Annotated in this window: 27 protein-coding genes; 8 read left to right on the forward strand and 19 right to left on the reverse strand. The window is 69.0% G+C overall.

Annotated features, from left to right (window positions below):
* Window positions 1–8: 8 nt before the first annotated feature.
* The 4 genes from fliI to fliF are packed head-to-tail and all read right to left on the reverse strand — an operon-like array spanning window position 9 to window position 4,899.
* Complete coding sequence (gene fliI, locus B0920_RS19050; protein ID WP_373887904.1) at window positions 9–1,517, reverse strand: flagellar protein export ATPase FliI; 1,509 nt, start codon at window positions 1,515–1,517, stop codon at window positions 9–11.
* Entirely contained in the window at window positions 1,480–2,199 is a 720-nt protein-coding gene (gene fliH, locus B0920_RS19055; RefSeq protein ID WP_179119227.1) for a flagellar assembly protein FliH, read from the reverse strand. The genes fliI and fliH overlap by 38 nt, the downstream gene beginning before the upstream one ends.
* Complete coding sequence (gene fliG / locus B0920_RS19060) at window positions 2,199–3,203, reverse strand: flagellar motor switch protein FliG (protein WP_078034218.1); 1,005 nt, start codon at window positions 3,201–3,203, stop codon at window positions 2,199–2,201. The genes fliH and fliG overlap by 1 nt, the downstream gene beginning before the upstream one ends.
* Window positions 3,196–4,899 carry a flagellar basal-body MS-ring/collar protein FliF gene (fliF, locus tag B0920_RS19065; RefSeq protein WP_078034219.1) on the reverse strand — a complete coding sequence of 568 codons (1,704 nt, stop codon included), beginning with the start codon at window positions 4,897–4,899 and terminating at the stop codon, window positions 3,196–3,198. Before fliF ends, fliG begins: the two co-directional genes overlap by 8 nt.
* Before the next feature lie 186 nt (window positions 4,900–5,085).
* Between fliF and fliE the strand changes: the two genes are divergently transcribed.
* Entirely contained in the window at window positions 5,086–5,451 is a 366-nt protein-coding gene (gene fliE, locus B0920_RS19070) for a flagellar hook-basal body complex protein FliE (protein ID WP_078034220.1), read from the forward strand.
* A gap of 2 nt (window positions 5,452–5,453) precedes the next feature.
* Here fliE and B0920_RS19075 read toward each other — a convergent pair whose 3' ends face one another.
* Window positions 5,454–5,669, reverse strand: coding sequence for a DUF4287 domain-containing protein (locus tag B0920_RS19075; protein WP_078034221.1), 216 nt, complete (start codon window positions 5,667–5,669; stop codon window positions 5,454–5,456).
* A 254-nt stretch (window positions 5,670–5,923) separates the two neighbouring features.
* Between B0920_RS19075 and B0920_RS19080 the strand changes: the two genes are divergently transcribed.
* Entirely contained in the window at window positions 5,924–8,437 is a 2,514-nt protein-coding gene (locus B0920_RS19080) for a TonB-dependent siderophore receptor (RefSeq protein ID WP_078034479.1), read from the forward strand.
* Between the two features lie 365 nt (window positions 8,438–8,802).
* On the opposite strand, the gene B0920_RS19085 is transcribed toward B0920_RS19080, so the two are convergent.
* Window positions 8,803–9,252 carry an Rrf2 family transcriptional regulator gene (locus tag B0920_RS19085; RefSeq protein WP_078034222.1) on the reverse strand — a complete coding sequence of 150 codons (450 nt, stop codon included), beginning with the start codon at window positions 9,250–9,252 and terminating at the stop codon, window positions 8,803–8,805.
* Between the two features lie 158 nt (window positions 9,253–9,410).
* On the opposite strand from B0920_RS19085, the gene B0920_RS19090 reads away from it, so the two are divergent.
* Window positions 9,411–10,031: a response regulator transcription factor gene (locus tag B0920_RS19090; protein ID WP_229455769.1), complete on the forward strand. Its 621-nt coding sequence runs from the start codon at window positions 9,411–9,413 to the stop codon at window positions 10,029–10,031.
* 10 nt (window positions 10,032–10,041) lie between these two features.
* On the opposite strand, the gene B0920_RS19095 is transcribed toward B0920_RS19090, so the two are convergent.
* The 7 genes from B0920_RS19095 to B0920_RS19125 form a co-directional block, all read right to left on the reverse strand.
* The gene (locus tag B0920_RS19095) at window positions 10,042–10,620 is read right to left on the reverse strand and encodes a hypothetical protein (RefSeq protein WP_078034223.1); all 579 of its coding nucleotides are present in this window, start codon (window positions 10,618–10,620) and stop codon (window positions 10,042–10,044) included.
* Window positions 10,617–11,261: an SCO family protein gene (locus tag B0920_RS19100; RefSeq protein ID WP_078034224.1), complete on the reverse strand. Its 645-nt coding sequence runs from the start codon at window positions 11,259–11,261 to the stop codon at window positions 10,617–10,619. The genes B0920_RS19095 and B0920_RS19100 overlap by 4 nt, the downstream gene beginning before the upstream one ends.
* Window positions 11,239–11,838, reverse strand: coding sequence for a cytochrome c (locus B0920_RS19105; RefSeq protein WP_078034225.1), 600 nt, complete (start codon window positions 11,836–11,838; stop codon window positions 11,239–11,241). The genes B0920_RS19100 and B0920_RS19105 overlap by 23 nt, the downstream gene beginning before the upstream one ends.
* Complete coding sequence (locus B0920_RS19110; RefSeq protein WP_078034226.1) at window positions 11,835–12,437, reverse strand: cbb3-type cytochrome c oxidase subunit II; 603 nt, start codon at window positions 12,435–12,437, stop codon at window positions 11,835–11,837. The genes B0920_RS19105 and B0920_RS19110 overlap by 4 nt, the downstream gene beginning before the upstream one ends.
* Before the next feature lie 10 nt (window positions 12,438–12,447).
* The gene (locus B0920_RS19115) at window positions 12,448–14,103 is read right to left on the reverse strand and encodes a cbb3-type cytochrome c oxidase subunit I (RefSeq protein WP_078034227.1); all 1,656 of its coding nucleotides are present in this window, start codon (window positions 14,101–14,103) and stop codon (window positions 12,448–12,450) included.
* A 197-nt stretch (window positions 14,104–14,300) separates the two neighbouring features.
* On the reverse strand, window positions 14,301–15,731 hold the full coding sequence (locus tag B0920_RS19120; RefSeq protein ID WP_078034228.1) for an HD domain-containing phosphohydrolase: 1,431 nt from the start codon (window positions 15,729–15,731) through the stop codon (window positions 14,301–14,303).
* Between the two features lie 97 nt (window positions 15,732–15,828).
* Window positions 15,829–16,287 (reverse strand): carboxymuconolactone decarboxylase family protein, encoded by a 459-nt coding sequence (locus B0920_RS19125; RefSeq protein WP_078034229.1) that lies wholly within the window; start codon window positions 16,285–16,287, stop codon window positions 15,829–15,831.
* Between the two features lie 177 nt (window positions 16,288–16,464).
* Here B0920_RS19125 and B0920_RS19130 point away from each other — a divergent pair, with 177 nt between their 5' ends.
* The 5 genes from B0920_RS19130 (at window position 16,465) to B0920_RS19150 (ending at window position 20,408) form a co-directional block, all read left to right on the forward strand.
* Window positions 16,465–17,352, forward strand: coding sequence for an AraC family transcriptional regulator (locus B0920_RS19130; protein WP_179119228.1), 888 nt, complete (start codon window positions 16,465–16,467; stop codon window positions 17,350–17,352).
* A 106-nt stretch (window positions 17,353–17,458) separates the two neighbouring features.
* Window positions 17,459–18,235, forward strand: a complete 777-nt coding sequence (locus B0920_RS19135; RefSeq protein ID WP_078034231.1) for an alpha/beta fold hydrolase — start codon at window positions 17,459–17,461, stop codon at window positions 18,233–18,235.
* Between the two features lie 112 nt (window positions 18,236–18,347).
* Complete coding sequence (locus B0920_RS19140; protein ID WP_078034232.1) at window positions 18,348–19,148, forward strand: SDR family oxidoreductase; 801 nt, start codon at window positions 18,348–18,350, stop codon at window positions 19,146–19,148.
* Between the two features lie 113 nt (window positions 19,149–19,261).
* Window positions 19,262–19,660, forward strand: a complete 399-nt coding sequence (locus B0920_RS19145) for a MerR family transcriptional regulator (RefSeq protein ID WP_078034233.1) — start codon at window positions 19,262–19,264, stop codon at window positions 19,658–19,660.
* Window positions 19,647–20,408 carry an SDR family NAD(P)-dependent oxidoreductase gene (locus B0920_RS19150; protein WP_078034234.1) on the forward strand — a complete coding sequence of 254 codons (762 nt, stop codon included), beginning with the start codon at window positions 19,647–19,649 and terminating at the stop codon, window positions 20,406–20,408. The genes B0920_RS19145 and B0920_RS19150 overlap by 14 nt, the downstream gene beginning before the upstream one ends.
* Here the strand turns inward: B0920_RS19150 and B0920_RS19155 are convergent.
* The 6 genes from B0920_RS19155 to fliS all read right to left on the reverse strand — a co-directional run bounded on the left by B0920_RS19155 (window position 20,343) and on the right by fliS (window position 25,166).
* Window positions 20,343–22,031 (reverse strand): PAS domain S-box protein, encoded by a 1,689-nt coding sequence (locus B0920_RS19155; RefSeq protein WP_179119229.1) that lies wholly within the window; start codon window positions 22,029–22,031, stop codon window positions 20,343–20,345. The two genes, B0920_RS19150 and B0920_RS19155, sit on opposite strands and share 66 nt — an antisense overlap.
* Before the next feature lie 91 nt (window positions 22,032–22,122).
* Window positions 22,123–22,872, reverse strand: a complete 750-nt coding sequence (locus tag B0920_RS19160) for a flagellar brake protein (protein WP_078034236.1) — start codon at window positions 22,870–22,872, stop codon at window positions 22,123–22,125.
* Window positions 22,869–23,234 carry an EscU/YscU/HrcU family type III secretion system export apparatus switch protein gene (locus B0920_RS19165; protein WP_078034237.1) on the reverse strand — a complete coding sequence of 122 codons (366 nt, stop codon included), beginning with the start codon at window positions 23,232–23,234 and terminating at the stop codon, window positions 22,869–22,871. Before B0920_RS19165 ends, B0920_RS19160 begins: the two co-directional genes overlap by 4 nt.
* A complete protein-coding gene (locus B0920_RS19170; RefSeq protein ID WP_078034238.1) occupies window positions 23,227–24,360 on the reverse strand; it encodes a flagellar hook-length control protein FliK in 1,134 nt (377 codons plus the stop codon). Before B0920_RS19170 ends, B0920_RS19165 begins: the two co-directional genes overlap by 8 nt.
* Window positions 24,361–24,385: 25 nt before the next feature.
* The gene (locus tag B0920_RS19175; RefSeq protein ID WP_229455770.1) at window positions 24,386–24,721 is read right to left on the reverse strand and encodes a flagellar protein FliT; all 336 of its coding nucleotides are present in this window, start codon (window positions 24,719–24,721) and stop codon (window positions 24,386–24,388) included.
* A gap of 1 nt (window position 24,722) precedes the next feature.
* A complete protein-coding gene (gene fliS, locus B0920_RS19180; RefSeq protein ID WP_078034239.1) occupies window positions 24,723–25,166 on the reverse strand; it encodes a flagellar export chaperone FliS in 444 nt (147 codons plus the stop codon).
* Between the last annotated feature and the right edge of the window lie 27 nt (window positions 25,167–25,193).

Consider the following 25,193-nt stretch of genomic DNA (forward strand, 5'->3'; position numbering starts at 1 on the left):
GCATCTTTCTATCCTTGGAATAGCGAGGTAAGTTGCCCCAAGCTCTCCGGCAAGCCCACGTTGTCGTGGATTTCCTGGCACAGGAAGGACTCGATCTGATCGTGCTTGGCGATGGCCTGGTCGAGCACCGGGTCGCTGCCGGCGGCATAGGCGCCGACGCTGATCAGGTCGCGCGAGCGCTGGTAGCGCGAATACAGCTGCTTGAGCTTGCGCGCCGCCAGCTGGTGCTCGTGGGTGGTGATGCCGTGCATGGCGCGCGAGATCGACTGCTCGATGTCGATCGCCGGATAGTGGCCGGCTTCGGCCAGGTGGCGGTTGAGGACGATGTGGCCGTCCAGGATACCGCGCGCGGCATCCGCGATCGGATCCTGCTGGTCGTCGCCCTCGGACAGCACGGTGTAGAAGGCGGTGATCGAACCGCCGCCCTCGAGCCCGTTGCCGGCGCGCTCGACCAGCACCGGCAGCTTGGCGAACACCGAGGGCGGATAGCCCTTGGTGGCTGGCGGCTCGCCGATCGCCAGGGCGATCTCGCGCTGGGCCATGGCGTAGCGGGTGAGCGAGTCCATGATCAGGAGCACGTTCTTGCCCTGGTCGCGGAAGTGTTCGGCGATCGCGGTGGCATAGGCGGCGCCCTGCAGGCGCATCAGGGGCGGGGAGTCGGCCGGCGCGGCCACCACGGCCGAGCGGGCGCGGCCCTCCGGGCCCAGGATCTGCTCGATGAATTCCTTCACCTCGCGGCCCCGTTCGCCGATCAGGCCGACCACGATGACTTCGGCTTCGGTATAGCGCGCGATCATGCCCAGCAGCACCGATTTACCCACGCCGGTGCCGGCGAACAGGCCCAGGCGCTGGCCGCGGCCCACGGTCAGCATGGCGTTGATGGCGCGCACGCCGACGTCCAGGGTGTCCTTGATCGGGGCGCGGTCGAGCGGATTGACCGGGCGCGCGTTGAGCGGCGCCACTTCATGGGTGCCGAGCGGGCCGAGGCCGTCGAGCGGGCGGCCGGCGCCGTCGACCACCCGGCCCAGCAGTTGCTCGCCCACCGGCAGGTGGCGCGCGCGGTCGCTCGGGCGGCGGCGCGGATGGGGCACGCTGCCGGGTTTCGGCAGCACGCTCTCGACCGGGAACACGCGCGAGCCGGGCACCACGCCCTCGACGTCGCTCTGGGGCATCAGGAACAGGCGTTCGCCCTCGAAGCCGACCACTTCGGCCTCGATGTGGGCGCCGCTGGCGGTCGGGATGGTGCAGGCGCTGCCCACGGCCAGGCGCAGGCCCACGCATTCCATCACCAGGCCGGCGACGCGGGTGACGCGGCCTGAGACCTGCATCGGCTCGGCGAAGCCGACCAGAGCGTCGCAGTCGCGCAGGTAGGATTTCCAGCGCGCGGTGTGGCGGTCCTGTTGGCTTCCGCCTTGGCTTCCGCCTTGGCTTCCGCCTTGGCTTCCGCCTTGGCGGTCCTGCTGCTCGGCGCTGCTCATGTCAGGGTCCCATCCAGTCCACGTTGGCCCCCAGGGCATGGGTAAGGCGGCTCCAGCGCGCCTGGGCCTGGGCGTCGATCTGGTTGCTGGCGGTTTCCACCTTGCAGCCGCCGCGCCCCATGCTCGCGTCCTCGACGATGCGCCAGCCGCCCTTGTTCAGCTCGTCGGCCATGCCTTCGCGCACGATCAGGGCGTCCTGGGGGTGGAGGATCAGGGTGGCCGGCTGCTGCAGCACCGGCAGGTAGGCGATGGCGTCGCGCACGATGGGCACGATCAGTTCCGGGCGCACCTCGAAGGCGGTGCGCACCATGCCGCGCGCCAGGCGCAGGGCCAGTTCCAGCACGTCGGCGGCGATGGTCTCGTCGGCCGCGGCGACCGCGTCGCCGAAGCTGGCGGCGATGGCGCGCATGTGCTGGACTTCGGCGGCGGCTTCCTGCTGGCCGGCTTCGGCGCCGTCGGCATAGCCCTGGGCGCGGCCCTCGGCGTAACCCTGCTCGCGGCCCTCGGCCAGGCCCTGGGCATAGCCCTCCTGGCGCGCCGCCTCGCGCATGGCTTCGATTTCCTCGACGCTGGGCAGCACCACCTGGGGCGCCGCTTCCGGCACGGGGGCCGGGGCAGGGGCGTACTGCTCGGCGAGGCGGCGCGCGTTCTGGCGGCGCTCCTCGTCGAAGCTGGTCATTTCCCAGCGCTGGTAGGCGCTTTGCTGTTCTTTCGGAATCATCAAACGAAGGAATCCTCACCCTTGCCGCCCAACACGATCTGGCCTTCGTCGGCCAGGCGGCGAACGATCTGCAGGATCTGCTTTTGCTGGGATTCTACCTCCGACAGGCGGACCGGGCCTTTCGATTCGAGGTCTTCGCGCATCATCTCGCTGGCACGCTGCGACATGTTCTTGAAGATCTTCTCGCGCAGGTCCTGCGACGCGCCTTTCAGGGCGATGATCAGCATCTCGGACTGGACTTCACGCAGCAGGAGCTGGATGCCGCGGTCGTCGATGTCGATGATGTTGTCGAACACAAACATCTCGTCCATGATCTTCTGCGCCATGTCGTTGTCGTAGTTCTTGATGTTGTCCATGACGGCCGCTTCCTGCTCGCCGCTCATGAAGTTCAGGATCTCGGCCGCGGTGCGCACGCCGCCCAGCGAGGACTTCTTGATGTTCTCGTTACCCGACAGCAGCTTGGTCAGCACGTCGTTCAGCTCGCGCAGCGCGGCCGGCTGCACGCCGTCCAGGGTAGCGATGCGCAGCACCACGTCGTTGCGCAGACGCTCGGTGAAATTGCTCAGGATCTCGCAGGCCTGGTCGCGCTCGAGGTGGACCAGGATGGTGGCGATGATCTGCGGGTGCTCGTTGCGGATCAGCTCGGCCACCGAGGTGGCGTCCATCCACTTCAGGCTCTCGATGCCCGAGGCGTCCTTGCCGCCCAGGATGCGGTTGAGCAGCACGGCGGCCTTGTCGTCGCCCAGGGCCTTGGTCAGCACCTGGCGGATGTATTCGTCCGAGTCGAGGCCGACGGTCGAGTGCAGGTTGGTCTCTTCGACGAACTCTTCGAGCACGGTCACCACCTGCTCGTGCTGTACCGCCTTCATCTGCGCCATGGCGGCGCCGAGTTTCAGCACTTCGCGCGGGCCGAGGAATTTCATCACCTCGGCGGCCTGCTCCTCACCCAGGGCCAGCATCAGGATCGCCGCCTTGTTGGTGCCGTCTTTGTCTTTATCACTCATTTGTACCCAGCCATGCCTTGATCACGTTAGCCACGATGCGCGGGTCTTCCTTCGCCAGATCCTGCGCCATCTGCAGGTTCGCGCGGTAACCCTGGGCGCGGCGCTGCTGTTCCACTTCCTCTTCCTGTACCGCCTCGGCTTCGGCCTCGGCTTCTGCCGCGGCATCTTCCTCGTCCTCGTCCTTCTTCTCTTCTTCCGGCATCGCGGTGGCCTCGTCGAACTTCTTGATCGCCGGGCGCAGCAGCGGGCGCAGGAAGCGGAAGTAGAGGAAGGCGATCACGGCGGCGACGAAGGCGTAGCGGGCGATTTCCTTGAACAGCGGGAAGTTCGCCGGGTCCGCCCACCATGCCAGGGGCTGGATTGCTTCGGCCGGCTTGTCCACGCCCTCGAAGGGCACGTTGGCCACGTTCAGGGTGTCGCCACGGGCCTGGTTGTAGCCCATCGCCTGCTTGACCAGCTCGTTGATCTGGGCCACTTCGTTGGCGGACAGCGGGCGCACCGTGACCTTGCCGGTGGCCGGATCGACGATGCGGCGATGGTTCACCACCACGCCCACGGTCAGGCGCTTGATGCCGCCCATCGGGCGCTGTTCGTAGCGGATGGTCTTGTCGACTTCGTAATTGGTGGTCGAATTCTTGCTGGTCGGACCGCCTGCGGCCTGGGCCGGGGCCGGCGGCTGCTGGCCCTCGATCGGCGCGGTGTTCACACCCGGCGGCTGGTTCGACAGCGCGCCCGGGATGCCCGAGGGACCGGCGCCGGCCTGGCTCGACTCCGAGGTCTGCTGGCTGCGGATGGCCTGGGGCTCGGGCGGCGAGTTCGGCTTGTACATCTCGGCCGCGGTGTCGACCTGGGCGAAGTCCACCTCGGCGGTCGCCTCGGCGCGCACATTGCCTTCGCCGACGATGGGCTTGATGATGGATTCGACCTGCTTGATGATGTTCTGCTGGACCTGGTCGATGTACTTGAGCTGGGTCGGGTCGAGCTGCTTGGCGCCCGCCTGCTTGTTGCTGGTGTCGGACAGCAGGTTGCCGTTCTGGTCGACCACGGTGACGTTGCCGATGGTCAGTTCCGGCACGCTGGAGGCGACTAGGTGGACGATGGCGCTGACCTGGCCCGGGTCGAGGGCGCGGCCGGGCTGCAGGTTGAGCAGCACCGATGCGGTCGGCTTCTGCTGGTCGCGCACGAAGACCGAGGGTTTCGGCAGGGCCAGGTGGACGCGCGCGTTGCTGACCGAGCCCAGCGACTGGATCGAGCGCGCTAGTTCGCCTTCCAGCGAGCGCTGGTAGTTCACCTGTTCCAGGAACTGGGACACGCCCAGCTTCTGGTTTTCCATCAGCTCGAAGCCGACGTTGCCGCCCTTGGGCAGGCCCTGGGCCGCCAGCTTCAGGCGCAGGTCGTGGATCTGTTCGGCCGGCACCAGGATGGCGTTGCCGCCGTCCGAGAATTTGTAGGGCACCCCCATCTGGTCCAACGAAGCCGTGATCGCGCCGCCGTCGCGGTCGCTGTAGTTCGCGAACAGGACCCGGTATTCCGGCGCCTGGCTCCACATCCAGACCGCGACCATGATCGCCAGGATGATGGCGACGCCGCCGCCGACGGCGATGCGCTTGCCCATCGTGGTCTGGAAAAAGGTCGGCGGCCGGTCCTGGGCTGCCGCCTGGGGCGTATCGAGAAGTTCTTCCGCTGCTGCTGCCATGGTCTGGAATAGGGTAGGGATTGGGGGCTCAGGCAGCAATTATGGAGCCGTAGGGCAACAATCAAATCGGGAAACAGGGGGAGATTTACCGTCTTCCTCACCGATCGCATTTGCCCTCGCGCTGCTATTCTGACAGCCTGAGATCATCTGGTGATGATTCTACAGGGCAACACTCAGGAGAAGAAGATGAGCATAGGCGGCATCGGCGGCATAGGTGGTATCGATAGCAGCCGCATCCAGGCGATGATGGAGCAGTTGAAGGCGGCGGCGGCCAAGCCGGCCGCACCCTCGCTCGCGCCCGCGGGCCTGGGCGAGAAGCCCGTGGCCAAGCTGGATTTCGCGGACGCCCTGCATTCCACCTTGCAGGAAGTCAGCAACAAGTCCCAGGTCGCGGCGGACCTGGGCAAGCGCTTCGCCATGGGCGACGACACGGTCAGCCTGTCGGACACCATGATCGCGATGCAGAAGTCGAGCATCGCCTTCCAGGCCACCGTCCAGGTGCGCAACAAGCTGGTGTCGGCCTACCACGACATCATGAACATGCAGGTCTGAGTTCAGCCGGCGGCGCCCGGCTGGGCCAGGTGCCAGGCCACCAGGGCATTCGCATGCCCATGGCCGAGGCCGTGCTCGGTCTTGAGCCAGTTCACCATTTCCATGTGTTTCATCCCCTTCCTGGCGGCCAGCAAACCAAGCCAGTGCGCCACCGGCTGGCCGTACTTCTTTTCGATCGAGGGAAAATAGGACGCGGGTCCCTTGGTCTGCTCCGTCATGCTTCCTCCTGTGGTCGACGATCCGGGCCGTGGGCCGGCCTTCCGCATCCACGACGAAAGAAGGGCTGCGGTTTCGACAAGGCGTTTCGTCCCTGCGCGAAGCTTACGCCATCCTGACAGATTTACACTGTTGTAAATACCACAAAGCAACATCGTTACGAATTGACATCTTCAACTGTGTCACGCAGCATGGACCGGGCGTTGCCCTCCGGGAAACGTTCAAGCTGCGCAGGACAACAAGAAAAGGATTGAAGATGCAGAAGAAACAAGTAACGGAAAAAACAGTACTGGCCCTGGCCATCGCTTCCCTGTTTGCGGGCACCGCGCAGGCGCAGGACGGCGCCGCGGGTGCGCAGGCAGCCGAACCCTCGGCCGCCGCCACCGTCGTCGTGACCGGCACCCGAGTCGCCAACCGCACCGCGCTCGACACCGCGGCCCCGGTCGACATCGTCTCCTCCGAGACCCTCAAGAACGCCGGCACCACCGAGATGAACCAGGCGCTCTCCATCGCCCTGCCGTCGCTGAACTTCCCGCGTCCGGCGATCACGGACGGCACCGACACCATCCGTCCCGCCACCCTGCGCGGCATGGCTCCCGACCAGACCCTGGTGCTGGTCAACTCCAAGCGCCGCCATGCCTCCTCGCTGGTGAACGTCAACGGCTCGATCGGCCGTGGTTCGGCGGCGGTGGACATGAACACCATCCCGACCGCGATCGTGAAGAGCGTCGAGGTGCTGCGCGATGGTGCGGCGGCCCAGTACGGCTCGGACGCGATCTCGGGCGTGGTCAACATCCGCCTGCGCACCGACCGCAGCGGCGGCGAGGCGACCGTCACCTACGGCGCGCGCAAGACCGAATACGACCTGTGGAACGACGCCGCCCCGGCCGGCGCGCCCTGGGCCGGCACCGCGCCCGCCTCGCGCAAGCGCACCGACGGCCAGACCGCCACCGTCAGCGTGTGGAAGGGCCTGGAACTGGGCGAGAACGGCTACCTGACCATCGCCGCCGAATACCGCGACCAGCACCGCACCGAGCGCAGCGGCTACGACATGCGCCAGCAATACCCGCGCCTGGCCAGCGGCGCTTTCGATCCGCGCGAGAACACCATCAACCGCTTCAACGCCTGGTACGGCGAGCCGGAAATGGAGCAGAGCACCCTGTTCGCCAACGCAGGCGCCAGCCTGGGCGGCGGCGTCAAGCTCTACGGCTGGGCCAGCTACCAGAACCGCGACGCCCGCTCGGGCGGTTTCTTCCGCACCGCCCAGGATGCGCGCAACGTGCCCTCGATCTATCCGGACGGCTTCCTGCCCATCATCGCGCCGAGCGTGGACGACTACGCGGCCACCGGCGGCGCGACCTGGACCTGGGGCGCCTGGGACATGGACGCCTCGCTGGGCTACGGCAAGAACAAGATGGAGTACGACATCCAGAACACGCTGAACCGCTCGATCGGGCCGACCAGCAAGCGTGAGTTCTATGCGGGTGGCTATTCCTACGACCAGACCGTGCTCAACCTGACCGGCGTGCGCAGCGTGGAGATCGCGGGCCTGGCCTCGCCGCTGAACGTGGCGGTCGGCATGGAAGCGCGGCGCGAAGGCTACAAGCTGTTCGCGGGCGAGCGCGAGTCCTGGGACTACTACGGCCAGGTGCTGCCGAACGGCACCCCGGCGGCGCCGGGCGCCCAGGTGTTCCCGGGCTTCCGTCCCTCGAACGAGACCAACAGCCACCGCAACGCGGTCGGCGCCTTCATCGACCTGGAAGCCAACCTGACCCCGCAGCTGCTGACCTCGTTCGCGATCCGCGGCGAGAAGTATTCCGACTTCGGCAACAGCCTGGCGGGCAAGCTGTCGGCGCGCTATGACTTCAGCAAGGAATTCGCGCTGCGCGGCACCATCCAGAACGGCTTCCGCGCGCCTTCGCCGCAGCAGCAGAACTTCACCGCCACCTCGACCAACTTCATCAACGGCGTGCCCTTCGAGATCACCACCTTCAAGCCGAGCGACCCGGTGGCGGTGGCCCTGGGCGCCAAGCCGCTCGAGGCCGAGGAATCGATCAACGCCTCGATCGGCGCGGTGATGCGCTTCGGCGACGTCAACCTGACGGTGGACGCCTACCGCATCGACATCGACGACCGCATCGTGCTGTCGGAGAACCTGACCCAGGCCAATGTGCGCAGCTACCTGACCAGCCGCGGCTTCATCGGCGTGGGCGGCGGCCGCTTCTTCATCAACGGCGTCGACACCGAGACCAAGGGCGTTGACGTGGTGGTGAGCTGGCCGTGGAACGCGGGCGCGGCGGGCCGCTTCGACTTCACCCTGGCCGGCAACTTCACCGACACCAAGGTCACCAAGGTGCCGCAGACGGCCCAGTTGTCGGCCCTGAGCCCGGCGCCGGTGCTGTTCGACCGCCTGAACGTGCTGTCGCTGGAAAAAGGCCAGCCGGAGAACAAGCTGAGCGCCAACGTGAACTGGAAGCTGGGCAAGTGGGGCGGCACCGTGCGCGCCACCCGCTACGGCAAGGTGCTGTCGCCTGGCACCACGGCCAACTTCGACTTCGAGCTGGGCGCCAAGACCCTGGTCGACCTCGAAGCGCGCTATGCGCTCACGCCGAAGCTGAGCCTGGCGCTCGGCGCCGACAACGTGTTCGATCAGTATCCGGAGACCCTGCCGCCGGCCCTGAACACCACCGGCAACACGCCTTTCGCCAACTACGCGCCCTTCGGCCGTTCGGGCCGCTACATCTACGCCCGCGCCAGCTACGGCTTCTAAGCCTGCTCCCACCGCCGACCCATCCCGGGTCGGCGCCGCAGGGCGCACAACTAGGGTCGGAGTCGAATTTTTTGACAACTCTAAGGAATTGTCCAAAAAATCGACTCCGACCCTACTTTTTTTCGGCCTGCCGAGTTCGCCAAAGCATCGATCCTCGAAAAGGCAAGTTCACCCGCCTTGAACCTTCACAAGCTTCGCGCTTTCCTTTCTTTCCGCAGAGCTAAGAAAAAATAGGGTCGGAGTCGAATTGTTTGACAACTTTTGGGAATTGCCCAAAAAGTCGACTCCGACCCCAGTTTTTTTCGTCGAAGCGGGAGGGCAGCCGGCGTAGGGGCGGCGCGGGTCGGGATCGGGGAGGGGGCGGCTCAGGCCGCTTTTTTTCGCTGGAATACCACCGGCGCTTCGCGCGGCGCCGGTTCCGGCAGCAGCGAGGCCAGGGTGTGGCGATCGAGTTCCGCCAGGTAGGCATTGGTGGCATTGCCCAGGACGCCCTTCAGGCGGCAGGCCTTGGTCAGGCCGCAGGGACTGCCGTTCGGGTCGAAGCATTCGGCCATGTAGAAATCGCTCTCGCTCATGCGCACCACGGCCCCGACGTTGATGTCCTCGGGCTCGTGGGCCAGGCGAAAACCGCCGTTGCGGCCGCGGATGGTCTCGATGACGCCGTTGCGCGCAAGCTCGTTCACCACCTTCATCAGGTGGTTCTTCGAGATGTTGTGCAGGTCCGCGATTTCCTGGATGGTGACCAGGCGCTCGCGGTTGCTCCCCAGGTGCAGCAGGGTGCGCAGCGTGTAATCGGTGAAGGAGGTCAGGCGCATGATCGGCCAAGTATAACGCAATTGCCCTGGCCTCGATGAAGGCCCCGGCGGCGCATTTTTTACATGTCTTAACTTGCTTGGAGGCTTGGGAAGTTCCAAGATAAAACTCGGGACTGACCCCAACCCTGTCGCCCGTCGTCGTCTACCAGGAGCAGACCATGCATACGATTTCATCCGCCATCCATATCATGCACGCCGATCCGGTCATGACCGCCGGCCTGCATGCCATCATCGCTGAACTGCCCGAACTGCGCGTCACGACCAACCTGCGCCAGCCCGAGGCGCAACGCGTGGCGCGTGTCCTGGTCGCCGACTACGACACCGGCATCTCCCTGGCGCGCCAGCCCATGTCCGATTCGCTGCGCCATCCCAGCGTGCTCATCGTGACCCAGCTCGACAAGGAATTCGAGGTGCGCATCGCCATGGACGCCGGCGTGCACGGCTACGTGCTGCAGTCCTGCAGCCCGGACGAACTGCAGAAGGCCGTCGTCACCCTGGCCCAGGGCCAGCGCTACCTGAGCGAATCGGTGACCCGCAGCGTGGCCGACAGCCTGAGCCGCGAAACCCTGACCGGCCGCGAAACCGACGTGCTGCAACTGCTGGCCCAGGGCTGTTGCAACAAGTCGATCGCACGCAAGCTGGGCATCGGCGTGGGCACGGTCAAGACCCACGTCAAGGGCGTGATGAGCAAGCTCGATGCGACCGCGCGCACCCATGCGGTGGTGGTCGCGGCCCAGCGCGGCCTGATCCGCCCCGGCAGCAGCGTGCATCCGCACTGAGCGCGCCGGGCTAGGCATCTGACCGCGCCGGCCGCGCCGGGTCCAGGAAACGCCGGCCATTGGCCGCGCACCAGGCGGCCGCCAGCGCCAGCGCCAGGCCCACCAGCCCGGCGCCGGTCGCGGCCTGGTCGTCCAGCAGATAAGCATTGCACAGGCGCTGGGGCAGCTCCTGGTACAGCAGCCCGGCGATCGCCATCATCGCGCACAGGTTGGCCACGAAGAACAGCTGCACCACCAGGTGCGCGCGGGCCAGGGCGCCCGGCAGGCAGGCTCCCACCGCCAGCAGCGAGATCCATTTCGCGGCCTCCGCCGCCGGCGCGAACAAGGCCTGTTCGAGCGCGCGCGGCACCATCCAGTAGGTGCTGACAAACAGCAGGGCGGTGAAGGAGGCCAGGCCCTGCAGGTCGAGACGTGCACCAAATTGGCGCACGCGGGCCGGCGCCTGCGCATGCAGCAAGGCGCCGCACAGCACCAGCAGCGGCAGCTGCAACAGCATGTGGCGCAGCATGCTCGCTTCCATCCAGCCGCGCGTGAGGAACAGGGCGGCCAGCAGGGCCAGGCCGCCGGCGGCGCCGGCGGCGGGCCTCATGCGTCCTCCGCGGCCAGCGCCAGCGCGGCCTCGAGCGCCGCCGCCGGGTCGGCGTAATCCATGATGCGCACCAGGCGCCCGTCACGGTCGACCAGGTGGAAGGCCGCGTTGTGCTCGAACTCGCCGAGCGGGGCCGGCACCACCACCACGCCGAAGCTGTCCAGCAGCCGTCGCCGTTCGCCTTCGTCGGCGATGCGGTACAGCCGCCACAGCGCGGGATCGGCCCGCATGCCCTTGCCCCAGGCGCGCAGGGCCTCGGCGTCGTCGCGCGGATCGAAGCTCAGGGTCACCAGGCGCACCCGGTCGCCGGCGCCGCGCGCGCGGATTGCTTCCTGCATCCGCTGCAGCTCGCTGCCCAGGGCGCGACACACCGACTGGCAGCGCACGTAGACGAAGCTGACGATGGCCGTACGGGCGTCCGCGTTCAGGGTGGACGGCGCGCCCTCGCTGTCTTCCAGGCGCGCGGCGGGCAAGACCAGCGGCCGTTCGTCCACCTGCAGGCGGCGCACGGCCTCGGTCGAGACCGCGCGAAAACCGGCGGTGGCGTAGTGCAGCGCGGCGCAGCCGGCCAGCGCGAGCGCCAGCACGGCGCCCGCGGTGGCGCGCGCCGAAGCCGGATTATTTGTAGCCGGCCAGTTCATCGTCGCCGTTCCATGGCGCGGTACGCGCCGCGCTGGCGGCGCGCGTCTCGGCCACCAGCCTGGCGTCGACCGCGCCGGCGCTGTTGCCGAACTGGGTGCGCAGATGGCTCAGCAGGGCGGCCAGCTCGACGTCGCCCAGCTTGTCCTTGAAGGCCGGCATCTGGCCGTTGTAGACCGTGCCCTTGACGGTCAGGGCGCCGCTCACGCCGTGCAGCACGATGTCGGCCAGCCGCCTGGGATCGCCGGTCACCCATTCCGATCCGGCCAGCGGAGGGAAGGCGCCGGGCAGGCCGGCGCCGCTCGCCTGGTGGCAGGCCGCGCACTGGGCGGCGTAGAGCTGGGCGCCGTCGACCGCGCCGGTCGCCTGGGCTTCCAGGGTCGACGCGGTGCGGCGGTCGCCCCAGGCCGCGTCGTCGTTGCGCTGCTCGGTCAGGATGTAGCCCACGCCCCACAGCAGCAGCCCGGCCACCAGGGCCAGCAGCGGCAGCGGGAAGGGGCGTTCGGATTCGGTCGGGTCGGGGTTCTCGCGCCGCTGCGCATCCTCGTGGCCCGGCGGGTGGTCGATGGGCTCGCTCATTTGCGCTCCCGGCGGGTGGCGGCCGTCTCCACGGCCGGGTAGGTGTGGTCCAGGCCCTGCAGATAGGCCACCAGGTCGAGCGCCTCCTGGCGCGCGACCACCACCTTGCCCGGCGGCTTGTAACCATCCGGCATGCTCACCACGCGTTCGCCCGGGTCGGCCTTGTCCTTGACCTCGAACAGGTAGCGGTAGGCCGGCATGATCGAGCCGGGCACATAGGCGCGCGGCTGGAACAGGTGACCCAGGTGCCAGTCGGCGCTGGGCTGGCGTGCGCCGATGTTGAACAGGTCGGGACCGGTGCGCATGGTGCCCAGCAGGTGCGGGCGGTCGTAGTGGTAGTCGGCCGCCACCGAGGCGCGCCCCCAGCCGCGCTTGTCGTCCGGCGCCTGGGCGCGGTCGCGCGGCTGCTGCGAATGGCAGTAGATGCAGCCATTGGCGATGTAGACCTCGCGGCCGCGCAGCTGGGCCGAGGTGTAGGGCTTCAGGCCGGGCGGCGGCTCGCCGTCCCTGAGCTGGATGTGCGGCACCACCACCAGGGCCGACACGGCCAGGGCCAGGGTCGCCATCGCGCCGCCCAGCAGTTTCAGTTCGTCTTGCATCCTTGCTCCTTCAGGCCGCGCGCGGGACGGCGAGGTCGTTCAGCATGGCCGCGCCCAGGCGGCGCCGGCCGCGGCGGGTCGCCATCAGCACGAAGTGGAAGGCGAACACCAGGTGGCCGAGGGCCATGATGGCGCCGCCCACCGAGCGGCTCTTGAGCCAGGGGATGGTCACGTTGACCGAGTCCATGAACGGGCGCGCGGCGTCCAGCATGGCCAGGCCCTGCAGCCAGCCGCCGATGCTCAGGCCGGTGAAATAGATCGCGAAGCCCAGGCACACCAGCCAGAAGTGCAGCGAGATCAGGCCCGGGTAGGGCCACTCCCAGTCCATCACGCGCGGCATCACGAAGTAGACGGCGCCGAACATCACCAGGGTGAAGAAGCCGTACAGGCCGAGGTGGGCGTGGGCCACGGTGAAGTGGGTGAAGTGGGCCACCGTGTTCACGCTGCGCAGGGCTTCGATCGAGCCCTGGATCGAGCTCAGGGTGTACATCATCCCGCCCAGCACGATGAAGCGCAGGGTCGGCGAATGGCGCAGGCGATCGAAGTGGCCCTTGAGGGTCAGGTGCTGGTTCACGGTGAAGGCCAGCACCGGGATGATCATCATCACGCTTTGCACGATCGACAGCGTGATCAGCCAGCCCGGCACCGGGCCGCCGATCAGGTGGTGGCCGCCGACCTGGCCGTAGAAGAAGGCCAGGGTCCAGAAGCCCAGCAGCGACAGGTTGTACGACTGCACCGGGCGGCCGATGATCTTGGGCAGGAAGTAGTAGACGCAGGCCAGGGCCATGGGCGTGTAGAACAGCCCCAGCACGTTGTGGCCGAACCACCAGTTCATGGCCGCCTGCTGCACGCCGAAGTGCACCGCCGGCAGGTTCCCGACCAGGAACAGGGTGGGGAACCAGAACAGGGCCGCGCCCATGTACCACACCGAGACGTAGAGGTGGTGCACGGTGCGCGCCTGCAGGGTGTAGACCAGGGGCAGGCCGACCAGGGCGCCGCCGATCACGAACAGGACGTCGACCTGCCACGGGATCTCGAGCCATTCCATGCCGTCGCTGATGCCCGCCGCGATGCAGCCCAGGCCCGCGACCAGGCCGGCGTTCCAGACCATGGCGCCGATCACCGCGTAGCGCGCCCCCACCAGCGGGGTCTTGAGCAGGCGCGGCAGCATCCACATCGCGATCCCCAGGGCCGCCATCGGCGCCCAGCCGTAGGCGACCGCGTTCAGGTGCAGGGTGCGCACCCGGCCGAAGGTGAGCCAGGCCTGGTCGACCAGCAGGTCGGGCTGGTGCAGCTTGATCGAGGCCAGCAGGCCGGCGGCGGTAGCCACCAGCAACCACACGATCGAGCAGCCGAGGAAGAGGAAGGTCACCAGGCTGCTCGAGCGGTCGGCCTCGATGCGCGCCCCGAGTTCGGCGGCCAGGCTCTCCGCCACCGCCGGGGGCGGCGCGGTCTTGCCCTTGGCCGCGTCGATCGCGCCCATGGCCGCGTTCTGGGCCGGCGTGCCGGCCGGGTCGTCGCTGCGCCCGATTTCGCCCTCCGAGAAGATGGTGCGGGCCGCCGCCGGACTGGGCTCGAACAGGCGGTTGCGCAGCGACCAGATGAAGACCAGGAGGCCCGTCACCGACAGGATGAACGAGGACAGCAGGATGGTCGTGGTGTTCATGGCATGCGGTGTTGGAGCGGATAAAAAGATATATACAAAATACTTAATATGTTTTGAAAAAGCAATACGGCATAGGGGGGAGTGCGCCTTCTACATCTCGGTCAGGTGAGGTCGAGGATGGGCCGGGCGCCCGGGGAAGGCCGGCCCGGCTTGGGGAGGAGCTTGGGAAAGGACGGCGGCGCGCGCGGCGCCGGCCGCTAGATCAGGCCCAGGGTCAGGGCCTTGAGGGTGGCCGCGGCCCGCGTCGAGCAGTCCAGCTTGCGGAAGATGCTCTCGACGTGGGTGCGCACGGTGCTGGGGCTGATCTGCATGGTGCGCGCCGCTTCCTTGTTGCTCTCGCCCAGGCTGATCCGCTGCAGCACCTCGATCTCGCGCGCCGACAGGGCGATGCGCGCGCAGGCGGCCGGCGCGGCCGGCTGGGCTCCGGTGGCGGCGGCCGTCACCAGGTCGACCGCGGCGCGCTCGAAGCGGCCGCCCGTGACCTGGGCGTCGAGCAGGGCCAGGGCCGCCGTGTGCTCGTGGGCCGCGCGCCAGGGCCGCGGCGAGCGCAGCGCCACGTAGGCGGCCGCCGCGCCCAGCAGGCGCTGGGCCTGGCCGAGGGTCGTGCCGTCCAGGCTGCGGAAGTAGCCGCTGCCGTCGAGGCGTTCGTACACGTGGGAGGCCAGCGCGGTGTCCTGGTTCAGGCCGGGCAGGCGGGCGCCGGCGCGCGCGGTCCAGTAGGGCACCAGGCGCACCGCTTCCCAGTCGCTCGCGCTGAGCCGGCCCTTGCGTTCCCAGATCGTGTTGGACACGGCCGCGCGGCCGATCCCGTGCAGCAGCGCGGCGCGCGCCAGGCAGCGCTGCTGGGCGTCCGGCAGCCCAGCCAGGCGGGCGGCCTCGCACGCCAGCACGGCCACGCGGCGCGAATAGCCCGCCAGCCAGGGCAGCTTGAGTTCGATCATGTCGGCCACCACCGTCAGCGGCACCGAGGCGGGCAGGAAGTCGGCGCCCGCCAGCGGCTCCTCCTCGTTTTCCAGCGCCTCGATCCAGGCCTGGGCGTGTGGCTCCAGCAGGCGCACCAGGGCCGGGGGATACTTGATGCCCGACAGGCTGCGGATGATGTCCAGCGCCACGCCGATGCCGCGCGAGCGCGCCAGGATCTCGAGGTCGCCGGCCAGCGTGGTGTAGTAGACGACCGCGGGCACCTGGTCGCCGCTCAGGCCGGCCGGACGTCCGCTGCCGTCGTAGTGTTCCCAGATCTGGCGCAGGGCGGTTTCGACCACCGCCGGCAGGCCGACGATGGCGGCGATGTCGCCCGCGACTTCGCAGTGGATCTCGGCCAGGGCCACGGTGTCGGCCATGCGCCTTTCCTGGTCCGGGCGCAAGGTGCGCGTCAGCATCGCGTTGCGCCCGCCCACGTCGTCGCCCAGCAGCTCGGCGAAGCCGGAGGCGTTGGCGGTGCAGCCCGACCAGCGCAGCTGGGACACCATGCGCGCATGGGCGACGGTCGCCGGCGCGGCGCCGTCTTCCTGGGCCAGGCGCGCGGCCAGGCGCGCCGTGCGGTCGGACTGGTCGATCGGCTGGCCCATGCTCAGGTCGCCCACGATGGCGAGCGCGCGCAGGGCCTGGTCGAGCGAGGCCGCATCCATGCCGTTCAGGGGGGAGGGAGGGGAGGACAGGTCTGGCGGATACAAGGGTGTGCGCGCTCCATCGGTGGCGGCGCGCCCTGGCCAGTGGCGTGCCCGATTACATGCCCGGCGGCGGATTGACCGGGATCTGGTTGCGCAGACTCAGGTTGATCACGTTCCAGCCCCGGATGGCCGCGATAGTATAGCCAAGTTCGGCGATCTCGGCCTCCGAGAAATGCTCGCGCAGAGCCGGCCAGGCGGCGTCGGTGTCGTCGCGCTGCGGCAGGGCGTTGACGGCGTCGGCCCAGGCCAGGGCGGCGCGTTCGCGCTCGCTGAAGAAGGGCGATTCGCGCCAGGCTGCGAGCGAATTCAGGTGGCGCGGATCGGCGCCCTGCTTGACCAGGTCGCGCCAGTGCATGTCGATGCACACGCCGCAGCCATTGAGCTGGGACACGCGCAGCTGGACCAGCTCCACCAGGCGCTCGCCGAGAGCGCCCTGCTTGTTGGTCATCGACAGGTTGATCAGGGCCTTGAGGTTGGCGGGTGCGAGGGAAAACAGGTTCAGGCGTGCGGACATGGTCTCTTCCTTTCGGTGTGCGGGACGCCCCGTGCGTCCCTCATGCAGACAAGACGAGCCGGGGCGGCGGGCTGTGACATGGCCGGCGATTTTTTTTCGAAGAAGCTGCGCGGCCACCTCCAAAGGCAGAGGCGAGGGAGGGGCCCGGCGCGCCGCGCTGGGCGTAAGATGGGTATCGTGGACCTGATCTCCGACTTCTTCGAGCGCCTGCAGCTGCGCGGGCGCCTGTTCTATGCCGGCCAGCTCGACGGCGTGCTGACGCTCGCCCGCGAGCCCGGCACCGCCCTGTTGCACCTGGTCGAGGAGGGCGGGGTGGAACTGGTGCAGGAAGGCCGGCCGGCGCTGGCGGTGAACGATCCCGCCATCCTGCTCTGCCCCGACAGCTGCACCTACCGCATCCGATCCGCCGGCATCCGGCCGGCGCCGGTGGTCTGCGCCAGCTTCGAGCTGGGCAAGGTGATCGGCCTGGGCAATCCGCTCGGGGTCGAGCGCACCCTGGTATTCGCGGTGGACGCGCTGCCGGCCGCCGGGCCGGTGCTGCGGCTGCTCGCGGCGGAGCTGCGCGCCGACCATCCGGCGCGCGAGAAGGCGCTCGGCGTGCTGTTCGAATACCTGCTGATCCTGCTGGTGCGCGAAGCCCTGGCGCGCGGCATGATCGAGCGCGGCGTCCTGGTCGGCATGCTCGACCCCCAGTTGGGCAAGGCCCTGCGCGCGATCCACTGGGAGCCCGAGCGGGACTGGGAAGTCGATGGGCTGGCGCGGCTGTGCGGCATGTCGCGTTCGAAGTTCTCGGCGCGCTTCACCGAGCTGGCCGGGGTGCCGCCGATCGCCTACCTGGCGGACTGGCGCATCCGCCTGGCGCAGCAGATGATGCGGCGCGGGACCGCTCTCAAGATCGTCGCCTCGGCGGTGGGCTACGGCTCGCAGGCCGCCTTCACCCGCGCATTTTCCGGCCATTGCGGCATGAGTCCCGGCGAGTGGCTGCGCCGCGGCGCCTCCTCCTCCGCCGTCTCCGCTTCCGCCGCAGCCGCCGTCTCGGCCGCACCCTCCACCTCGCTGCATTGAGCGTCCGCTTCGTCCGGCCGCGCCGGGTCGGTCGATCGACCGATACCGGCCCGCATGGCCGCTCCCTATACTGGCTTCACACTAACCCACCACGAAGGAGAGCACCATGTCGAAGCTGAACACCACCCTGCGCACCCTGGCTGCCGCCGCCGTCCTCGCCGCCGGCGCCGTCCACGCCGCTCCCGCCGCCGAAGCCAAGGATCAGGCCTCGGTCGTGATCGTCCACGGCGCCTTCGCCGACGGTTCCGACTGGGCCAAGGTGATCCCGCTGCTGCAGGCCAAGGGCGTGAAGGTCACCGCGATCCAGAATCCCCTGACCTCGCTGAAGGACGACGTCGCCGTCACCAAGCGCGTGCTCGACGCCCAGACCGGCAAGGTCGTGCTGGTGGGCCATTCCTGGGGCGGTTCGGTGATCAGCGAGGCAGGCCAGCACGACAAGGTCGCCAACCTGGTGTACGTGGCCGCCTTCGCCCTCGAGCCGGGCCAGGCCAGCGCCGAAGTGGGCAAGGGCTATCCAGTGCCGCCGGGCGCGAAGAAGTTCGTGGCCGATGCCGAAGGCTTCCTGACCCTGCCCCTGGCCGCGATGCGCGAGGACTTCGCCCAGGACGTGCCGGCTGCCCAGGCCGCGGTGATGACCGCCACCCAGGGCCCGATCCAGGTCAAGGCCTTCGAGGAGCGCGCCACCGTCGCCGCCTGGAAGACCAAGCCTTCCTACTACATCGTCGCCGGCAAGGACCGCATGATCGACCCGCAACTGCAGCGCGACCTGGCCAAGAAGATCGGCGCCCGCAGCACCGAGCTGCCCACCAGCCACGTGCCGCAGCAGTCGCGTCCCGCCGACGTGGCCAAGGTGATCCTCGACGCGGTGGCCGCCGCCCGCTGATCCGCACTGCTCGAGCTTCTGTCTTTCGATAGAAGGCCTAAAGATGCAAAATATTTGCATCTTTAGGCCTTCGTCATTACACTGTCCCGGTCAACACTGAAAGGGGCAACACATGACACGAGCAGAAAACAAGGGCACCGCCGTTGTCACCGGCGCATCGGCCGGCATGGGCGAGGTCTACGCCGACCGCCTTGCGCGCCAGGGCTATGACCTGATCCTGGTGGCGCGCAGCGAAGAAGGGCTGGCGCGGGTCGCGCAACAGGTGCTGGACGCTACTGGACGGCGCGCCGAAGTGCTGGCGGCCGACCTGGCCGATCCGGTCCAGCTGCGCCGCGTGGAAGCGGTGCTGCGCGCCCGCCAGGACCTCACGCTCCTGGTCAACAACGCCGGCGTAGGCTCGGTCGCGCCGCTGCTGGGCGGCGACGCCGACGCCATGGAGCGCATGATCGCACTGAACGTCACCGCGCCGACCCGCCTGAGCTATGCGCTGGCGCCGGGCATGGTGGAGCGCGGCGGCGGCGCCATCGTCAACGTCTCCTCGATCGTGGCGGTGGCCACCGAGATGATGAACGGCGTTTACGGCGCCACCAAGTCCTATGTGCTGGCCTTTACCCAGTCGCTCCTGCACGAGCAGGGCCCCAAGGGCCTGCGCGTGCAGGCGGTGCTGCCGGGCGTCACGGCGACCGGCTTCTGGGACGTGCTGGGCCATCCGCTCGAGCGCCTGCCGGCGGACATCGTCATGAACGTGGACGACCTGGTCGACGCCGCCCTGGCCGGCCTGGCGCTGGGCGAAACCGTCACCATCCCCGGCCTGCACCAGGGCGAGCGGTGGACCGCCTTCGAGGCCGCGCGGCGCGAACTCTCGGGCCTGTTCGGCAACGCGCGCCCGGCCGCGCGCTACCTGCCCGGCTGAAGCGCCGCCCCGGGCGCGCCATGTCACGCCTGGCGCTTTCCACTCGTCTTGTCGATAAGGGCTTGACCTTGCCGCTAGCGTCAGGCCCGCACAATCACGACAAGGAGTGAGAATTGCGAATCGGAGCGCTCGCGCGGGCCGCCGGGGTCAGTCCCCGCACCCTGCGCCATTACGAATCCCAGGGCCTGATCCGCGCGCGGCGCGGGCCCAACGGCTACCGCGTGTTCGATGCGCGCGCGGTGGAGCAGGTCGGCTGGATCCGCGACCTGCTTGACTGCGGCTTCGGCACGCGCCAGATCGCCGGCATGATGGATTGCCTGGGCGGCGTCTACGACGCGCGCAGCTGCGCCGCCGGACTAGCCCTGTTCCTGCGCAAGCGCGAGGAGCTGGACGGGCTGATCGCCGTGCTGGAGGCGCGCCGCGACCGCCTGGAGCGCCGCATCGCCCATTTCGGGCCTCACCCCCGCGCCATTCAACCACCGGACGAGGGAGCACAGCATGCCAAATCTTGAAGAGAAAGTCGTATTGATCACCGGCGGCGGCGCCGGCATCGGCCGCGCCGCCGCCCTGCGCTTTGCCCGCGCCGGCGCGCGCGTGGTCGTCACGGGGCGTCGCGAGGAACCCTTGCGCGCCCTGGCCGACAGCGCCGAAGCGCAGGGCCGCATCGACTGGATCGTCGCCGACGCCGGCGCGCCGGAAGACGCGGCGCGCACCGTGGCCATCGTGGCCGAGCGCTGGGGACGGCTCGACGTGCTGGTCAACAATGCCGGCGCCGGCGCCATCCTGGCGCTGGAGGACGCCGACGCGGCGCGCATCCGCGCCATCCTCGACGTCAACGTGGTCGGTCCTTCGCTGCTGGCCAGCGCCGCGCTGCCCCTGCTGCGCGCCGGACGCGGGGCGATCGTCAACATCTCCTCGACCTTCGGCCGCAAGGCCGGCGCCATGCTCTCGCACTATGGGGCCAGCAAGGCGGCGCTCGAACACATGACGCGCTGCTGGGCGCTGGAACTGGCTCCCGCCGGCGTGCGCGTCAACGCGGTCGCCGCCGGCCCCACCGAAAGCGACTTCCTGGCCGAGCGCATGGGCTTGTCGCCGGCGCAGATCGCGGCCGTCAAGGAAGAGGAAACGCGCCGCATCCCCCTGGGACGACGCGGCGAACCGGAGGACGTGGCGGCGATGATCGTGGCCCTGGTTTCAGATGCCGGCGCCTGGATCACCGGACAGGTGCTGGCCGTCGACGGCGGATTGAACATCGCCTGACTCCGTCGCGATGCTCAGACGGTTCTTGCCGGCGCGCTTGGCCGCGTACATCGCGGTGTCGGCGCGCGACAGCAGGGCGTCGGCGCTGTCGCCCGCGCCGTACAGGGCGATGCCGATGCTGGCCCCGATGGCCGGGCAGGTTTCCGGCAGCGGATAGGGCTGCGCGGCCGCGGCCAGGATGCGCTGAGCCACCTCGCGCGCCTCGCGGTCCATGTTGGGCGACTCTTCCAGCATCACCACGAACTCGTCGCCCGCCAGGCGCGCCACCAGGTCGCTGCGCCGCACCGCCTGGCCCAGGCGCGCGCCGAATTCGGTCAGCACCGCGTCGCCCGCCTCGTGGCCGCACTGGTCGTTGACCGCCTTGAAGCCGTCCAGGTCGATGAACAGCAGGGCCAGCGCATGCGCGTGGCGGGCCGCCTTGTCGACCGCGCGCGCCAGCTGGCCCATGAATTCGTAGCGGTTGGGCAGGCCGGTCAGGAAGTCGTGGGTGGCCTGGTAGTGCATGCGCTCGGCGTAGCGGCGCTGCTCGGAGACGTCGCGCAGGAAAGCGTAGAAATAGCGCCGGCCGCGGTGCGGCACCATGCCCACCGCGAACTCGACCAGGATCTCGCGGCCGTCGCGGCGCAGGGCCGGCACCTCGGTCCGCTTGCTGTAGCCGGGCGCGGTGCTGCGCGCTAGGAAGGCGCGCATGCCGTCCAGGTGCAGCTGGCGCAGGCGTGGCGGGGCGATCAGCTCGTCCATCGGACGCCCGATCGCCTCGCTCGCTGCCCAGCCGAAGGTGAGCTCGGCCTGCTTGTTCCATTCGGTGATCACGCCGTCCTCGCTCATGCCGATGAAGGCGTCGTGGGCGCCGTCGATCAGCAGGCGGATCTTTTCTTCCTGGCTGCGCAGGGCTTCCTCGTCCTCGACCTGGCGCGTGACGTCGCGCACGGTGCAGTACAGGCGGCCGTCGCGCACCGTGTGGCTGCCCCATTCGAGCCAGCGCCAGCCGCCGTCGGCGTGGCGGTAGCGGTTGCGAAAGCCGGCGATCACGCCGCCGGCGCGCAGGGTTTCGCCGGCGGCCAGGGTGCGCGCCACGTCGTCCGGGTGCACCCAGTCGATGTAGGGACGCGCCAGAAGTTCCTGGGTGGTCCAGCCCAGCACCTCGGTCCAGGCCGGGTTCAGCTGGAGAAAACGGCCCTCGGTGTCGGCGATCGCCAGCATGCTGCTGGACTGGTAGAAGAAGCTGTCGCGCTCCTCCTGGGCCGCCTTCTGGGCCGACAGGTCGATCACCTGGGACACGAAGCATTCCGGGCGGCCGTCGCCGTCGCGCGCCAGGGTGACGGTCAGCATGGCCCACACCAGCCTGCCGTCGGCGTGGCGGTAGCGCTTTTCCAGGTGGTAGCTCTCGATCTCGCCGGCCAGGGTGCGCGCCATCAGGCCCAGGTCGGTGGCCAGGTCCTCGGGATGGGTCAGATCCTGGAAGGTGCCACCCAGCAACTGGGCGCGCGTATAGCCGAGGATGTGGCACAGGGCTGGATTGACGTCGAGCCAGTGGCCGCGCAGGCCCACGAGCGCCATGCCGACCAGGGAGTGGGCGAAGGCGGTGGAGAAGTGACGGTGTTCCGGGGAAAAAGGCGGCATCGCGGGCATCGACAGGTGCGGATACCCCTAGTGTAGCCTAACTGTCAATTGGCGTTGAGCACTGTTTGTCGGTCAGCGCCCGCGCGCCGGTTCAGGCCAGGCCGGCCAGGCGCGCGTTGCGCTCGCGTTCGAGGCGGGTGATGTAGCGCTGCACGCCGGCCATGGCGCCGCGCGAGATGTCGACGAACTGGCAGCCGAGGCGCCGGTTGGTCTTGTCGTTCAGCAACGTCATGTCGAGCGAGTTGCGGATCTGGAGCGAGGTCGTGATCGGGCCGATCTCGGGCAGTTCGATGCGGCAGTTCTCGTAGACCAGGCCGATGGTGTTGCCGAGCTGAAGCTTGTTGTCGAGGATGGCGATGCCGCCCACGCTGATGTCGTGCAGCGGGAACACGCCGCTGCCGCCGCCCGCCGCGAGCGGCAGGGGAATCAGAGCGCGAACCGGATTGCTGACCGGGGTCGGCATGCGGTAGAACTCGCGCCGCTGCAGGCGGATCAGGGTAGCGGGAATGTCGGCCAGCAGGGCGTGGCCGCCCTGGAAGCTGGTTTCGCGCAGGCCTTCGGCGGCGAACAGGATGCGGATCTTGTCGAGGTAGGTCTCGCACATCACGCGCCCGGCGCCGACGATGCGCTCGTTCTGCAGCGGATCGACCGAACGGTCCAGCACGAAGGTGCCTTCGTCCGCGTCGACGTCGAGGATGGAGGTGACGGCCACGTCGGCCTCGCCCTTGACCAGCATGCGGATCAGCTGGTGCTTCTCGCCGATCTGGCGCAGCAGGGAGACGATTTCGCGGGGCGAGCCGACTTCGTAGTCGTGCCAGTTTTCGAGTTCTGCGTTGGTCATTGCTGCGGATCGTCCTTGCTCGTCGTTGCCACGGGGTCCAGGTGGGCTGAGTGGGTAGGCGCAGCGGGCGCGGCGGGCGCTGGCCCGCCGGTCTTCCGAGCCGACTCGATATGATATAACCACGCCAACAGTTCCGCAATCGCGCGGTACAGGGCAGGCGGGATCTCGCGATCCAGGTCCACCTGCATCAGCAGGGACACCAGTTCCTTCGACTCGTGCACGAACACGCCGGCTTCGCGCGCGCGTTCCATGATCTGCTCGGCCACCAGGCCCTGGCCCTTGGCCACCACCCTGGGCGCCGGGTCGCCCGCGCCGTAGGCGAGCGCGACCGCGTTCTTGCGCGGCTGGCCGGGCTCACTCATCCCGTTCGCCCGTCGCGGGGCCGGCGCTGCGTGCGTCGAAGGCCGTCAGGCGGGTCCCCGCCGCTTCCAGCGCGGCCCTGAGCTCCGGCGCGTGGCGGCGCAGCAGGCTGGCGCTGTCCTCGCTGCCGGCCGCGAAGCGCACCTGCAGGCCGCCCTCGGTCAGGCTGAGATCGGCTTCCAGTTCGCCCAGTTCCGGAAAGCGCAGCCGCAGGCGGCTGTGCCACACGCCGCCGTCCCCGTCGTCTCCCGCCTGGCGTCCGTCGGCCTCGCGCTCGACTTCCCATTCCATCTGCTGGCCGGGCCAGATCGGGCCTTGCCAGACCAGGCGGGCCTGTTCCTGGGTGGCGAGCTGGAGGTTGATGAACTGGGCCGTGGCGGGCTCCAGCGCCACCGGTTTCGCGCCCTCGCGCGCGGCCTGCTGCTGGGGTTCGGTCGCCAGTTCGCTCAGGGCGCGCGCGCCGCGCGCCCATTCGGCCACGTGGGATTCGTAGAACAGGCCGCTTTTGCCGACGGCCTGCTGCAGGCCCTGGGCGATCGCGGCGGGTTCGAGGCCGGCGGCCGGCAGCGCCGGCGTGCGCGCCACCACCGCGCTCTGCTGGGTCTCGGCTCTGGCGGCCGCGGCCAGCACGCCGGCGATCGCCTTGCCGGTCGGGCTGAGGGTGGCGGAATTGGTGTCGGCGCCCAGGGGAAGGGCGCCGGCGGCGCCGGCCTGGGCCAGCAGGGCGGCGGCGCGGCCCACGGGCGCGCCTTCGCGGTAGGCCAGCGGGGCCTTGGCCGGGTCGGCGCCCTCGGGCAGGGGCGGGCCGGCTTCGCTGAAGCCGGCGCGCCCGCCCGGGCCTTGCGCGCCGACCTGGAAGGTGGCGCGCGGCTGCAGGGCGACCAGGGTCATGGGGACGTCGGCGCCGACCTGGGCGCCGGGCGGGAGCTGCATGCGGGCCGGAACATCGGCCACCTTGACCACGAAGCTGCCGTCGGTGAGCTTGGCGAGGACTTCGCCGTGGATGGCCTTGCCCAGCAGGGGCGCGACGGCGCGCTGGAAGGCTTGCTGGCGCGGGTCGGCGAGCCGTTCGGCCGGCTGGGCCGGATCGATCCGCGTGACGGCGGAGACGAGCTCGCGCGGCAGCATGGTTCAGCCCCCCGAGCCTGCCGGCTCAGACGCCGTAGGCGTGCGCGAGGCGGCGCTGGTTGCCGGTGTTGCTGATCAGGGCGGACAGCTCGGCCAGCTTGGGCATGGCCAGGTCGCGGATGCGGCGGTCGTCGTCCAGCAGCTGCTTGAGGATGGCGATCTTGCGCACCCGCTGTTCGCCCTCGAAGGGCACGCCGCGTTCGCCGTCCTGCAGGCGCGCGACCTGGCTGGCGGCGCGGTCTTCCAGCTGCACCAGGCGGTCCCAGTCGCTGCTGACGGCGGCGTCCAGCATCTGGCGGCTCAGGTCGACCATCGATTCGTAGACGGCCAGGATGTCGTGGGTGCTCATCTTGATGCCCATTTCAGGCTCCTGCGTAGGCCGCCACCGGGGCCGGTGCGGCGGAAGGGGAGTTGGCCGGCGCGCCGATCGCGTTCCAGGCGTCGCGCAGCTCGTTCAGCAGGCGCTGGACTTCTTCCAGGATCTCGGGCTCGTTGTTCAGGTTGGCCATCAGGAGACGATGCTGCATGTACTCGTAGAGGGCGTCGAGGTTCTCGCCGATCTGGCCGCCGGCCTTGCGGTCGAGGCTGGCGCGCAGGCCGTTCTCGATGATCTGGATGGCCTTGGAGATCGCCTTGCCCTTCTCGGCGATGTTACCGGCGCGCATGTGCACCAGCGCGCTGCCCACGGCCGTCACGGCGCCGTCGAACAGCATCACGATCAGCTTGTGCGGGCTGGCCGCCAGCACACCGGTCTCGACGCCCACTTTGGCGTAGGCGCTGGCGCCGCTTTTCATGGTTCCGAACATGGTTTCTTCCTTGTTGAAAATGTTAGC

Source organism: Massilia sp. KIM (genome assembly GCF_002007115.1).
GTDB lineage: Bacteria > Pseudomonadota > Gammaproteobacteria > Burkholderiales > Burkholderiaceae_D > Telluria.